The 14,214-nt window shown below is 51.6% G+C and carries 10 protein-coding genes and 1 riboswitch; of the genes, 7 read left to right on the top strand and 3 right to left on the bottom strand.

The window, feature by feature from the left end; all coding sequences use genetic code 11:
- The first annotated feature begins 415 nt into the window (after window positions 1–415).
- From FOE74_RS21290 to lysA, 3 genes are all read left to right on the top strand, one after another.
- On the top strand, window positions 416–3,655 hold the full coding sequence (locus tag FOE74_RS21290; protein ID WP_188686930.1) for a T9SS type A sorting domain-containing protein: 3,240 nt from the start codon (window positions 416–418) through the stop codon (window positions 3,653–3,655).
- Between the two features lie 118 nt (window positions 3,656–3,773).
- Window positions 3,774–5,108, top strand: a complete 1,335-nt coding sequence (locus FOE74_RS16235; RefSeq protein WP_149099693.1) for an aspartate kinase — start codon at window positions 3,774–3,776, stop codon at window positions 5,106–5,108.
- Entirely contained in the window at window positions 5,101–6,246 is a 1,146-nt protein-coding gene (lysA, locus tag FOE74_RS16230; protein WP_149099692.1) for a diaminopimelate decarboxylase, read from the top strand. The genes FOE74_RS16235 and lysA overlap by 8 nt, the downstream gene beginning before the upstream one ends.
- A 298-nt stretch (window positions 6,247–6,544) precedes the next feature.
- Here the strand turns inward: lysA and FOE74_RS16225 are convergent, their stop codons facing one another.
- From FOE74_RS16225 to FOE74_RS16215, 3 genes are read right to left on the bottom strand one after another with little or no spacing between them, the layout of a single operon-like run.
- The gene (locus tag FOE74_RS16225; RefSeq protein WP_149099691.1) at window positions 6,545–7,792 is read right to left on the bottom strand and encodes a homoserine dehydrogenase; all 1,248 of its coding nucleotides are present in this window, start codon (window positions 7,790–7,792) and stop codon (window positions 6,545–6,547) included.
- Window positions 7,771–8,826, bottom strand: a complete 1,056-nt coding sequence (gene metX, locus FOE74_RS16220; RefSeq protein WP_149099690.1) for a homoserine O-acetyltransferase MetX — start codon at window positions 8,824–8,826, stop codon at window positions 7,771–7,773. Before metX ends, FOE74_RS16225 begins: the two co-directional genes overlap by 22 nt.
- 5 nt (window positions 8,827–8,831) lie before the next feature.
- Window positions 8,832–10,166, bottom strand: a complete 1,335-nt coding sequence (locus tag FOE74_RS16215) for an O-acetylhomoserine aminocarboxypropyltransferase/cysteine synthase family protein (protein ID WP_149099689.1) — start codon at window positions 10,164–10,166, stop codon at window positions 8,832–8,834.
- 276 nt (window positions 10,167–10,442) lie between these two features.
- Window positions 10,443–10,557: riboswitch (SAM riboswitch) on the bottom strand.
- A 202-nt stretch (window positions 10,558–10,759) separates the two neighbouring features.
- On the opposite strand from FOE74_RS16215, the gene FOE74_RS16210 reads away from it, so the two are divergent.
- From FOE74_RS16210 to FOE74_RS16195, 4 genes are all read left to right on the top strand, one after another.
- A complete protein-coding gene (locus FOE74_RS16210) occupies window positions 10,760–11,695 on the top strand; it encodes a phosphoribosylaminoimidazolesuccinocarboxamide synthase (protein WP_149099688.1) in 936 nt (311 codons plus the stop codon).
- 68 nt (window positions 11,696–11,763) lie between these two features.
- Window positions 11,764–12,141 carry an STAS domain-containing protein gene (locus FOE74_RS16205; protein WP_062545662.1) on the top strand — a complete coding sequence of 126 codons (378 nt, stop codon included), beginning with the start codon at window positions 11,764–11,766 and terminating at the stop codon, window positions 12,139–12,141.
- Window positions 12,142–12,162: 21 nt separating this feature from the next.
- Window positions 12,163–13,080 carry a ribonuclease Z gene (locus FOE74_RS16200; protein WP_149099687.1) on the top strand — a complete coding sequence of 306 codons (918 nt, stop codon included), beginning with the start codon at window positions 12,163–12,165 and terminating at the stop codon, window positions 13,078–13,080.
- A 337-nt stretch (window positions 13,081–13,417) separates the two neighbouring features.
- Complete coding sequence (locus FOE74_RS16195) at window positions 13,418–14,176, top strand: queuosine precursor transporter (protein ID WP_225840856.1); 759 nt, start codon at window positions 13,418–13,420, stop codon at window positions 14,174–14,176.
- Window positions 14,177–14,214: the final 38 nt, after the last annotated feature.

Genomic DNA, 14,214 nt, shown 5'->3' with positions numbered 1-14,214 from the left:
TACAAAAACTTTTTCAGGAAGCTCTGAATCAGGGGCACTTATTTACTTATATATAAACGGTTATCCAGTTGATCCATCTAATGATGGAAGCTTAACAGCCACTACTACTGCTGTTGGTACTAGTTGGACAATTGATCTTACTAAATATGGATTGATTAAAGGGAATAAAATTTCTTTTAGGGCAAAAGTACCCAATGCTAATGCAGCGGACTATCCATCTGGTTATGAAGGCCTTTCAGCGGCAACTACTGAATTTACAGTTGATTCAAATTGCGAAACTGCCCTCCCAGCCATTACCACAAACCCTACCCTGTGCCCTACCACTACCACCATCACAGGTACCTCCACTGAACCTGCAGGCACCACCATTATGGTCTACCGAAGAAGCGGTACAGCTGCAAATACAGCCACAGATATGCGCGTTAGTGAGGTTGTCACCGTATCTGGCGGGAATTGGTCAGCCCCGGTACTGGGCAGTGCTAATCTAAAAGGAGGTGATGTGCTGTATGCCGTGGCCATTGCACCGGGTGGTAAAACAGAAAGCCCTGCCTCTGCAATGGTAACCGTCACCACCCCTTCTTCCGCCTTCAGCCTTGGGTTAACGCTGAATTCGCCCATCAAAGAAAGGGCAACAATTATCACAGGCACCAGTGCGACTAATGGGATTGTTTCGTTGTTCATTGACGGCCAGCGAATCGCTGGGACAGCAACAGTAACAGGAGCAACCTCATCCGCTCCAGTTCCCTGGTTTATCGCTATCAGTGCAACCAACCAAGCCAACCTGGCCCCGGGTATTGAAGTATCAGCTTCGTTGGCTGCCTCTGGCTGTGAAAGCCAGCCAACGGCTGCGGTACTAGTGAGTTGTGTAGCCCCTTCTACCACGCCTACCTTTACCCCGGCGGCCCAAACAGTTTGCCACAATAGCCAAGCGACCTTGACGGTAGCTAATACAGAGAACGGGGTGATTTACCAGATCTACGATGGGTCAACTCCCAGCGGCCCTGCAATGGTGGGCAACGGAAATACGGTTATCTTAACTTCAGGTCCCCTTACCAGCGCCACCGTATTAACGATGAGGGCCTACCAAGTAGGAGCCTCGGCCTGCCAAGCCACCCTGAGTGGTTCAACGTCGATCACCATTTCACCGGCCCCTTCCGTGTTTGTGGCTACCCCTGCTTCTGCTACTGTATGCCAGGGAAGTACCGCCACGGTCACCTTATCCGGTTCAGAAGAAGGCGCCTCTTACCAAATCCAGGTATTAAATGCCACCACCGGCACCTACTCAAATACCGGAAATGCGGTAGTGGGCACCGGAAAGGCATTGTCCCTAACCACGGGTACGCTTACCGCTAGCGGCACTTTCAAAGTGATTGCCACACGGAATGGGTGTTCCTCTGATATGGGCAACACCTTCACATTGACGGTTCCTTCTAACGCCTTGGCCATTGTGCCTTCGGTCCAGTCTGTCTGTGCCGGAAGCACGGCCTCTGTGGTCATCCAAAATTCAGAAAACGGGGTGGTCTACCAACTGCAAAGTGTTTCAGGTACGGTGTATACTAATACCGGCGCCTCTGTCACGGGCAACGGTGGAAACATCACCCTGACTACTGCCACGCTTTCCACTGCTGGGGCAAACAATTTCAGAGTGCTTGCTTCCTCCATGCAATGCGCTCCGTTCCCGTTGACCCAACAGATCACAGTAAATGTAACCTCAGGAACGCCTACGGTCTTCTCCCTGACTCCTTCCACACAGACAGTATGTAGTGGCATGGCTGCCTCCTTTACCCTTAACGGTTCCCAAGTGGGCATGACCTATCAATTATTGGCCAATGAGGTGCTTGTACCTAACAGCAGTGTAGCGGGAACTGGTAATCCGTTGACTTTTTCCTCCGGGGCCCTCACTACGGGCGGAACATACACGGTGAGAGCTTCCAATGCCTGTGGAAACACAGTCCCTATGAGTGGGAGTTCAGCCGTTACGGTGACGCCTGTAGCTACGGCCTTTGCCTTGACCCCAACTACCCAGATGATCTGCAACAATTCGGGCGCCACCTTCATCCTGGCTGGCTCAGAAAGTAGCGTAACCTACCAGCTCCAAGTGTACAATCCCACAACTGGGGCTTTTGTAAACTATGGCGCTGCTATCATAGGCACGGGAAGTGCGCTTACCTTACGTACCAACGCATTAACTTCCAGCGCAAACTTCAAGGTGGTTGCCACAAGGAGCGGTAGTACGTGTTCTGTGGAGATGAGCAATACGGTTTTTGTCTCTGTACCCACCAACAACCTGACCGTTTCTGCCATCACCCCTGCTGTCTGCACCGGTAGTACTGCCCAGGTTAGGGTAAATGCCTCAGAAGTGGACGTCTTCTACCAATTGTTTGTGAATGGGGTAGCCAATGGAACCGCCGTAGAAGGAACCGGGGGGGATATTACTTTGGTTTCCTCCGTCATTTCGGCTAGCACCACCTTTACAGTGCAGGCTACTACCGCCTCTTGTTCTGCTTTTACCATAGGAAATCCGGTAACAGTCGCTGTCTCCACTCCCACTGTACAGTCTTCTGAATTAACCACCCTTCCCAGTATCTGTAGTGGCTCTACTTCCAGCATCCGGTTGGGTTCTTCCCAGCCGGGCATCACCTACCAGATGTATAATGGCACTTCGCCTACTGGGTTTGGGGTAACAGGAACCGGACAAGCCATTACCTTGACTTCAGATGCGCTTTCCTCCAACGCCGATCTACGCATTTTTGCCATCAGCTCTGGCTGTGCCAATACCGCTATGGGATCAGCTCATGCAATCACGGTGAATGCGCTACCTACCCAATATACTTTCACCCCTACTAAAAAGGTAACCAGCTCCGGAGGCACCATCACCATTGAGATGCCCGCCTCCCAAAACGGGGTAGATTATCAGATATATGATGGGAATATGCCGAGCGGATCCCGGGTACAGGGTACCGGTGGCGCCATCACCTTAACCTCTGGTCCGTTGTCCAAGACCACTACCCTAACCGTGCAGGCCATTGGAACAGGCGGCTGCGGCAACACCACTATGAACGGCTACTCTATGGCCACGGTGGAATCAACCACGCTGCCTGTGACCCTCCTCAGCTTTTCGGGTTTTGAAGCTACGGCGGGGGCTGTCCAATTGACTTGGGCCACTGCTGTGGAGAAAGACAACGATTTCTTTCTGGTAGAGCGCAGCCAGGACGGAAAAGCCTTCGTGGCAGTGGGGAAAATCAAAGGCCACGGCACCAGCAATGAACTGCACCGCTACCTGTTCACTGATGCCGCTGCCCCTGCTGGTACCAATTATTACCGCCTGAAGCAGGTAGACTTCAACGGCCAGTTTGAGTACAGCAAAGTCATTGCTCTGAAAGCGAAAGGAAATTCAAAAGCCGTCCAAGCGGTGGTTACTCCAAATCCTTTCCAGCAGGAATTAGGCGTGGCCTTCACCAGTACCGCCTACAAGACTGTGCAGGTGCAATTGTTTGACCTGAACCAGAAACTGATCTATCAGGAAACGGCTGAAATAGCGGCCGGAAAAATGATCTGGAAGAAAGACTTTTCTAAAATAGCAAATGGCCTTTACCTGCTGAGAATCACCAGTGAATCCGTCTCAGAGGTGAAACGGGTGGTTAAAAAGGACTGATAAAACTACCTCTGTCAAAGGACCCCATTCCAAGCTATTTAAAATTTAGTTTGGGATGGGGTTTTCTGTTAATAATCCCCAATTCATTTATTAAATTCGCAGGTTTTATTTTATTTCTATGAAAATCATGAAATTTGGGGGCACCTCCGTCGGTTCTGCGGAACGGATGAGTGCTGTCTCACAATTGCTTCCTACCCAGGAGCCGGTGATCGTGGTACTGTCAGCTATGTCTGGCACCACCAACCACCTGGTGCAGATAGGGCAGCAACTGGCGCTTGGCGACGTGGCCCAGGCCGACTCTCTCACAAACCAACTGGAGCATCACTATAAACAGGTGATCGCAGATCTATATAAACAGGATGCATCAAAGGAAAAGGGGAAACAGGTTATTCAAACGGTTTTCACTCAAATCAGGGCGTGCTTTGACCATCCTTTTTCCCCGGCCTCAGAGAAAATTATTTTGGCCCAGGGCGAATTGCTTTCTACCCAGCTATTCCAGATTTTCCAGCACGAGAACGGGATTTCTTCGGTGCTGCTGCCGGCGCTGGAGTTCATGAAGATCACCCCAGACGAAGAGCCTGACCACGCCTACATCCGGGAGAACCTGAGAAAGCAACTGGAGCAATACCCAGATAACCAGCTGTTCATCACCCAGGGCTACATCTGCCGGAACGCCAAAAATGAGATTGATAACCTCAAGCGCGGCGGCAGTGACTACACCGCCTCTATCATCGGCGCAGCCGTGAAAGCCTCTGAGATCCAGATCTGGACCGATATTGACGGCATGCACAACAATGACCCGCGCATTGTAAAGAACACCTACCCTATTGCCGAACTCTCTTTTGACGAGGCAGCGGAGTTGGCTTACTTCGGTGCGAAAATCCTGCACCCGTCCAGTATTCTGCCGGCCCAGCAGCACAACATTCCGGTGCGCCTGTTGAACACCATGCAACCAGAGGCCCCGGGCACCACCATCTCTTCCAAGAGAAGCGGCCACAAGATAAAGGCAGTAGCGGCCAAAGACGGCATCATTGCTATCAAGATCAAATCAAGCCGCATGTTGTTGGCCTATGGTTTTTTGCGTAGCGTGTTTGAGGTATTTGAGCGGTTCAAAACGCCCATTGACATGATCACCACCTCAGAGGTGGCCGTGTCGCTCACTATTGACAACGCTACCTATCTGCCTGAGATCACGGAGGCTTTGCAGCGCTTCGGTTCTGTGGAGATAGACTCAGATCTGACCATTGTCTGCGTGGTGGGTGACTTCATGGAAGACCGTCCGGGGGCTGCGCTGCGCGTGGTGCAGTCGTTGCGCCACATCCCGTTGCGTATGATCTCCTACGGCGGAAGCAAGAACAACATCAGCTTTTTGGTGAACACCAACACCAAAGAAGAGGCTTTGCTCTCCATCAATGAGGGGGTATTTCAGGAAAAGGAGGAAGCGAATGCGTAGAGAGCATTTGACTACCTTCGCCCAGCACCCCACCCCTTTCTACGCCTATGACCTAGCCCTGCTGCGCCAAACCTTGGACGCGGCAAAGGCCGAAGCCACGCAATATGGCTACCATGTGCACTATGCCTTGAAGGCCAACGCCAACTCCCCTATTCTGGCCGAAGTGCTGGAAAGAGGGTTCGGGGCGGACTGCGTGAGCGGCAACGAGGTACGCCGGGCTTTGGAAGCGGGTTTCACCCCTGACCAGATTGTGTTTGCGGGCGTAGGCAAGTCTGACGCGGAAATCAACTTCGCCCTGGAGGCGAACATCTTCTGCTTCAACTCAGAATCGGTGCAGGAATTGGAGGTCATCCAGGAACTGGCCGCGGCTAAAGGGAAAACCGCGCAGGTTGCCTTGCGCATCAACCCCAACGTGGATGCCTACACGCACAAGCACATCACCACGGGGCTGGAGGAAAACAAGTTCGGGATCAATGCCTGGGAACTGGAAGAACTGGTGCCGCGCTTTTCGGAGTGGCCCAACCTGAAGCTCATTGGCCTGCACTTCCACATTGGGTCGCAGATCATGGACCTGACCGCTTTTGAAAACCTGTGTGTGCGGGTGAATGAACTGCAGCAGTGGTTTGAGGCTAAAGGATTGGTTTTCCCGCACCTAAACGTAGGCGGTGGTTTAGGCGTGGATTACCAAAACCCAGACGGAAACCCCATCGCGGACTTCGCGGCGTATTTTGCCGTTTTCCATAAACTGCTGGAGAAACGGCCAGGCCAGGTGGTGCATTTTGAGTTAGGCCGCGCCCTGGTGGCCCCCAGTGGCACCCTGGTCTCTAAAGTGCTGTACCTGAAGCACGGTCAGAAAACCAATTTCGTGATTCTGGATGCGGGCATGACCGAGTTGATGCGCCCGGCTCTTTACCAGGCGTACCACAAGATTGAGAACCTGAGCAGCCAGTTGCCCCCCATGACCTATGATGTGGTAGGCCCCATCTGCGAATCAACCGACTGTTTCTCTAAAGACACAGAACTGCCTGAGACGAAACGCGGAGACCTGGTGGCCATCAGAACCGCGGGTGCTTACGGCGAAGTAATGGTCTCTGAATACAACCTCCGTGACCGCGTAAAAGCCATTTATCTGGACTAATCTATCTTAACGAAGCTTTGCTTCCGGTTAAAAGTAAATCCAGTTTGAGGAGTGTTTTATTGAAAACGCTTCCTAAACGGGATTTACTTTTATATGTGGTCTTTGGCAATGGAGCATAGGTAAAGCCTCCATAGAGGGACAGAAACAGGAAAGGGTTTCAGGCCTTTTTTCTTAAAATCAACCAAAAACGAAAACACCCAACGTGGAAGTTGGGTGCTGACGCAGATAAAACGAACAAACTAAACAAGCTACTTTCTAAGGGTGGCTAAACCCTTTTGGTTTATTTCATTATCTTATATTATGAGGCATGCACGCGCTCTTTTGATTTCTTCACGCCCGCGTTCACGAAGTCGGAAGACAGGGCCATGATATAGGCGCCGGCTTTCCTGATCTCGTCTTGGGCTTTGATCAGATTGCCTAGGGTAACCGTTCCCAGCACACTGAAAGATTCATTTTCCCGCTGCACATTCTGGAGGTTGGTTAAGCCCAAGGCTACCACCAGTTCCGGTTCAGTGCTTCTCAAATATACTTCCAATTCAAAATCCAGGGCCAAGGCCGGAGCATTGGTGGTTTTGTGCAGCTTCTTGTACCCGTAAGAATAGCCTTTTGAGATAGAGACGATGTCTGAAAGAACGGCGGCTCCAGTGGGGTGCCCTCCGGCGCCGCGACCCTTGAACAACTGTGGTCCTGAATAGGCGCCTTGCACTACCACGCCGTTGAATTCCTGCTCTACCACAAACAAGTCATCTGAGGCATCTACCAGGCTGGGCAGTACCACGGGCACCAATTCGCCATCAGCGGTCAGGTGGGCAGAAGCCACCATCTTGATCACGGAACCATCCTGCTTGGCATATTCCACGTCCTGGTCATTGAGGTAATCTATCCCGAAGAAGGCGACATCCTCGGGGGCAATGGTTTTCCCGAAGGCGTGGGCCGTCAAAATGCAGAGCTTATGGCGGGAATCGGCGCCGGCTACATCCAACCAGGGATCCAATTCGGCGAAGCCTTTGTCCTGCGCTTCTTTCAACGCTTCGGCGTAGCCTTTCTGCAACAGGAAAATCTGGCTTAAGATATAGTTAGAGGAACCGTTCAAGATCCCGTGCACCCGCTCCAGCGGTTCGTTGGAGAAATACTCCTCCACGGTTCTGATGATGGGAATGCCTCCGGCTACGGCTGCCTCGTACAACAAGGTGCCGCCAAATTCCTCCTGCAGAGCCAGGAGCTCCGGCAAATGGAAGGCCACCAGCTTTTTATTCGCGGTCACCACTTTTTTCCCCTGGCGCAAGGCTTCGGCCACAATGGCAAAGGCTTCCTCAGCGTCGCTGATGGCTTCTACCAGAAGGTCCAGGCTTTCATCCTGCAGCACTTGTTGCCAGTCATAGGTGAAGTTCTCTGCCGGTAAAGGCCGCAATTTTTTGGGGTCTTTCACGCAGATACGCTCTACCTTGAAAGGAAGGGTCTCTTCTCTGGAGAGGATGTCATACAATCCTTGACCTACGCAGCCAAACCCGAACAAGCCGATTTTTAAAAGACGGTGGGAATCCATGTTTTTCTCTGTTGTTTTTTCTGTAAAAAGGAATCTATCAGGGTAGTGAGCTGGGGAGTCTCCAGCAGAAAGCCATCATGCCCGGCCAAGGACTGGATCACCTGAAACGTAGCCCGGGGAATGTACTTGGCCACGAACCGCTGCTCATTGAGGGGGAACAGTTGATCTGAGTCTACCCCTATCACCAGCGTATCTGCCTGCACACGACCCAAAGCGGTTTCCAGTCCGCCCCGGTTGCGGCCCACGTGGTGGCTGTCCATCATCTTGGTGAAGTGCCAGTAAGAAAAAGCGTTGAAGCGCTTGGCCAGTTTCTCGCCCTGGTACTGCTGGTAAGAGGCCGCCCGGTACTGCTGTTGCAGGTTGGCAGAAGTTTCTTTCTGGGCCTGGTTATAGGAGTTGTAGGTGCGGTAAGACAGCAGGGCCACGGAACGGGCGGTTTTCATGCCTTCCAGACCGGCATCATCAGTGGCCAGTTGCCAGGTCACGTCCTGCTCAATGGCCATGCGCTGGCTTTCATTGAGGGCGATGGCCCAAGGGGTTTGGCGGGCATTGGCCGCAATCTGTACCAACCGTCTTGCCACATCTGGGTACTCTACTGCCCACTCCAGAGCTTGCTGCCCCCCAATGGAACCGCCTATCAACACGTTTATCTGCTCTATTTCCAAATGGGTCCGCAAAGCGTCAAACGCCCGCACCACATCTCTGTTGGTCAATGTAGGAAAGGCATGGTAGTAGGGTTTGCCGGTATCTGGGTTGATGCTTAACGGCCCGGTAGACCCATAGCAGCTGCCCAAAGAATTGGCGCACACAATGAAGTCCTTGGCCGGGTCAAAAGTCTTCCCTTCGCCAAAAAGCCCCTCCCACCAATCTTTCACGAAGGCGTTGCCGGTAAAGGCATGGCATACCCACACCACGTTGCTGCGGTCTTCGTTCAGGGTGCCCCAGGTGGTGTAGAAGAGTTGGAAGCCGGGCAAAGATTGCCCAGACTCCAACGTGAATTCATCTGTATAAGTAAAAACGCGTCCTTTCAACATGGCCACTACTCACTTAAAGCCTCTAACTTGGGTTGGCGTATTTTTACTTTGGCAAACGCCTGTTCAAAGTCTGCCTTGATATCATCCAGGTGCTCAATGCCCGCTGACACCCGCAGCAGCGTGGGGTTCACCCCCGCCGAGAGTTGCTCCTCTTCATTGAGTTGCTGGTGCGTGGTGGAAGCAGGGTGGATGATCAGGGTTTTAGCGTCACCCACGTTGGCCAGGTGGCTCACCAATTCCAGGCTGTTCACAAACACCTCGGCTTCTTCTTTGCCACCTTTCAGGTTGAAGCTCAGCACGCCGCCAAACCCGCGCTTCAGGTATTTCTTGGCCAGCTCATGGTAAGGGCTGGAGGCCAGGCCTGGGTAGTTCACGCTCTCCACGAGCGGGTGTTTCTCCAGCCATTCTGCCAGGGCCTGGGCATTCTGTACGGTGCGGTCTACCCGCAGCGAAAGGGTTTCCAGCCCCTGGATCAATTGGAAAGAATTGAAAGGGCTCAACGCCGGTCCGAAATCCCGCAGACCTTCCACCCGCGCCCTGATGGCGAACGCGATGTTACCGAAAGGCCCGCCAGCGCCGAACACCTCCCAGAAATTGAGGCCGTGGTACCCTTCTGACGGCTCACTGAACTGCGGGAATTTACCGTTGCCCCAGTTGAAGTTTCCGCCGTCTACGATTACGCCGCCTAGGCTGGTGCCGTGGCCGCCAATCCATTTGGTAGCGGATGCCACCACTACGTTGGCCCCGTGCTCTAACGGACGGAACAGGTACCCGCCGGCTCCGAATGTGTTGTCTACCACCAGCGGAAGGTTGTGCCCTGCCGCTACCGCCGCAATAGACTCAAAATCAGGAATGTTGAAGCGGGGGTTGCCAATGGTTTCCAGGTACAGCGCCTTGGTGTTCTCGTCAATCAGAGCGGCATAAGTAGCGGGCTCATCGTTTTTAGCGAACCGCACCTCAATTCCCAGGCGCTTGAAAGCTACTTTGAATTGGTTATAGGAACCGCCATATAGGTTGCTGGAGGCAATGAAGTTATCACCGGCCTGCAGAATGTTATTGAGCGCGATGAACTGGGCAGCCTGCCCTGAACCTACGGCCACGGCCGCCACCCCACCTTCCAGGGCGGCAATGCGTTTCTCAAACACATCAGTGGTTGGGTTCATGATGCGGGTGTAGATGTTCCCGAACTGTTTCAGGGCGAACAGGTTAGCCCCATGCTCTGCGTTCTCAAAAACGTAAGAAGTGGTTTGGTAGATAGGCACCGCCCGTGAACGAGTGGTAGGATCTATTTCTTGGCCAGCGTGCAGCTGAAGGGTTTCAAAACGGTATGATGAAGACATGATCGTATCAGGTTACAATTAGAAAATTGAACAAATTCAAGAGCCAGAAAAGGAATAGACAACAGGTTTCCTCCTGCCGCTATGCGTCAGGCCCCTGAGAAATAAGAATTTAACGAAAGGGGATTAGCGACAACAGCAACAAATGTCCCCAATGGACGTGTTGCACATTCGCAAAATGGATGGGAAAGAAGTTGGTGTAGAACCAAGTGCCGCCATGGTCAGGCGCGGCGCTGCATTGTCAGAAGTGGCGTTGAATTGATTTTCCATCTTCGTATCAATTTATATTCCCCAAGTGGCAATATGTCCATTGGGTTCAGGAATTAGCACCTTACACGGCTGGTAGGTTGCTAGAGCTTCATTGAGCCTGTCTCTCCGCTCTTCTTTATAAATCAACTACCTAGATAATTGACTTGATGCTGCAAATCTATCAACGAAATCCTTACCCGCAAATAAATTCAGAAAAAAAGTGTAAATAATTTTCAAAAACCAACAAATGTTAGTAAATGGAGGTCTAAGCCGGGCCGCCAACAAAATTGAAATATTCTTGCCTCCTCTCTATCCTTTCCTAACTTTGCCTCCCTTAGTCAATTGCCATGCAAGCTTTAAAAGAAACCAATTTCCACTTTCCCCAGCAGACGGGGTTTTACCGAGGCAAGGTTCGGGATGTGTATTACTTTCAGGACAAGCTGGCCTTAGTGGCCACTGATCGTATCTCAGCGTTTGACGTAGTGCTGCCGCGGGCCATCCCCTACAAAGGACAGGTGCTGAATCAGATTGCCGCCTCTTTTCTGGAGGCTACGGCTAGTGTGGTTCCCAACTGGGTATTGCGCCACCCGGCCCCCAATGTCACCATTGGCCGGCAATGCGAGACCTTCAAAGTGGAAATGGTGATCAGGGGCTATCTGGCGGGCCATGCCTGGCGTGAATACAGTGCCGGGAAGCGCACGCTTTGCGGCGTACCTATGCCCAACGGACTGCAGGAAAACGACCCGTTCCCTGAACCCATCATCACGCCTACCACCAAAGCCGCCGAAGGCCATGACGAGGACATCTCTCGGGAGGAAATCCTGCGCCAGGGCATTGTGTCTGAAGAAGACTACCTACAGCTGGAAGCCTACACCAGGGCCTTGTTCCAAAAAGGAAGTGAGTTGGCGGCAGAGCGGGGCCTGATCTTGGTAGACACCAAATATGAGTTTGGCAAAGCAGATGGCATCCTTTATGTGATAGATGAAATCCACACCCCTGATTCGTCAAGGTTCTTTTACTCAGAGGGTTATGAAGAGCGGCAGAAAAACCAGCAGCCCCAGCGACAACTTTCAAAGGAATTTGTACGTCAGTGGCTCATAGAGAATGGATTTCAGGGAAAAGACGGCCAGCAGGTCCCAGAAATGACTGACGCTAAAGTCACCGAGATCTCTCAGCGCTACATAGAATTATACGAGCAGTTGTTAGGCAAAAAGTTCTCCCCCCAAGACTATGCCAGCCAGCCACATACGCTGCAAGAAACCATTGCGGCCAACATTTTTTAACTTACTTTGTTAAAGATATTCCACCAAAAATTGGTAGATTCGCATTCTAAACCTTTTTGCTGTTACTTATGAAGTACACAATAGATAAAAAAGAAAATTACACCATCATCACCATAGATGAAAAAAAACTAGACACCACGATCGCTCCTGATTTGAAGTCTGAGTTTGTGAAGTTGAATGCAGAAGGTATTACTAACCTGATCCTGGATCTTACCAACGTAAAATATACTGATTCCTCTGGCCTGTCTTCTATCCTGATAGCCAACCGCCTTTGCAATTCTTCGGGAGGGGTTCTGATCCTGACTGGCTTGCAAGAGCACGTTACTAAATTGATCACTATCTCTAAACTGGAGTCTGTCCTGAACATTCTGCCTACGGTAGAGGAAGGCATTGACCGTGTGTTTCTGCATGAGATTGAAAGCGATCTTACCAAAAAAGAAGAATAGATTACCTAAGCGGGCCGCAGTTTGGACTTTGAGCTGAAAATACTTGGGAGCTCTTCTGCCACCCCGTCTTTTGAAAGAAATCATACCGCCCAACTACTCACAGTTGGCAATCAGCTCAACCTGATTGATTGCGGAGAAGGTACACAAATGCAGCTGATGCGTTACAAAGTAAAGCATCAGCGCATTTGTAATATCTTTATAAGTCACCTCCACGGTGACCATTATTTTGGGTTAGCCGGCTTGCTCTCCACCATGCACCTGCAGCAACGGACAAACCACCTGAACCTGTTCGGGCCCAAGGGCTTGGCGGAAATCATCACCCTCCAATTCAAATACGGCGGCACCCAACTCCCCTACCCTGTCAATTTTGTGGAGGTGGACACCACGGTCTGCAAGAAAATCTTTGAAGACAAACACCTGACGGTGCATACCTTGCCCATGCAGCACCGGGTACCGTGTTGTGGTTTCCTGTTCCGGGAGAAACCAAAACCCCGGCATCTTCTCAAAGGAAAGCTGCCTGCGTTTCTTACCCCTCCGCAGTTGGTGCGCCTCAAATGGGGCGAAGACATTGTGAATGAACAGGGGGAGGTTTTGGTACGGAACCAAGATGTGACCACCGCGCCCAAACGCAGCCGCAGTTACGCCTACTGCTCAGACACTAAATACAAGGAAGACATTCTACCCCTGGTGCAGGGAGTGGATCTGCTGTACCATGAATCTACCTTTCTAAGCGATCTGGAGCACCGGGCCACGCATACCTTCCATAGTACGGCTGCCCAGGCGGCCACCTTAGCGGAGAAAGCCCAGGTACGCAGGTTGCTCATTGGCCATTTCTCGGCCAGGTACAAAGACCTGAACCCTCTTCTTAGTGAGGCACAAGCCATTTTCCCCAATACGGCCTTAGCGACGGAAGGAAAAACCATCAGTATCCTTGACTAAGGCAATATCCTTCAAGCGATTATGGCAATCCCATAGGATTGGACCTTTGCCATTTCTTGAAGCGGTTGCCTTTCTTCTGCCTCCAATTGAGCCACTACAAGAGATCGTTCTACTCTGGAGCAAGGGATACAAGACGGACCTGTTCTCTTCCAATAATTTGGCCTTCATTAACCGGGTATTTTCAGAAAACCAGTAGCAAAATACCAGGTACCATGTGAAGGCCCTTTTTCCAGGCCCGTTTCATATTAACTGTGTTTCTACCATCTTTGCGGCTGTTATTTCCTCTACCTCTTCCTTCTATTTGGTTATGCAGCAAATTCCTTCTTTCGGATCAAACATGGCCTACAAGAAAAGACAACTCTTCATGGTCTTGTGCGGTATTTTCCTGACCAATGCGTTGCTGGCAGAGTTGATTGGGGTGAAGATTTTTTCCGGGGAAGGCATATTCGGCCTACCCGGGGCGCAAATACCCGTCATGGGCGCCAACTATGACTTCAACCTCACGGCGGGGGTGATTATCTGGCCGGTCGTCTTCATTACCACTGACATCATCAATGAGTATTTTGGCAAAAGCGGGGTGAAACGGATCAGTTTTCTCACGGCCGCGCTCATTGCCTATGCCTTTTTGGTCATTGTGGTGGTGACGGCCTTGCCTCCAGCCCAGTTCTGGCAAGAGCTCAACAACCAGGGCCCCAACGGTACTTCCTTTGACATGGACTATGCGTTTAACAAGGTTTTCCGGCAGGGGCTGGGCATCATCCTTGGGTCTTTGGTGGCGTTCCTGTTGGGCCAATTGTTAGATGCCCAAGTGTTTCACTGGCTCAGGAACCTTACCGGCAGCCGCAAGATCTGGCTTAGGGCTACCGGGTCCACCTTGGTGTCGCAGTTGGTAGACACCGTGGTGGTGCTGTTCATCGCCTTTTACCTGTTTGGCAACTGGGACCTGAAACTGGTTCTTTCCGTGGCTGTGATCAACTACCTGTACAAATTCACCGTGGCGGTGCTGCTTACCCCCGTATTGTATTTAGCCCATGCGGGCATTGACCGGTACCTGGCCTCAGAGAATGAACCGCCCCCCGAAAGCCATTTGGCCTAACCTCTATCCTTCCCGTTTTCCTGGTCCTTTTCCAAAAA

It is taken from the genome of Rufibacter glacialis, assembly GCF_008271745.1.
Classification (GTDB): domain Bacteria; phylum Bacteroidota; class Bacteroidia; order Cytophagales; family Hymenobacteraceae; genus Nibribacter; species Nibribacter glacialis.
This window is presented reverse-complemented; position numbering and strand designations above follow the sequence as displayed.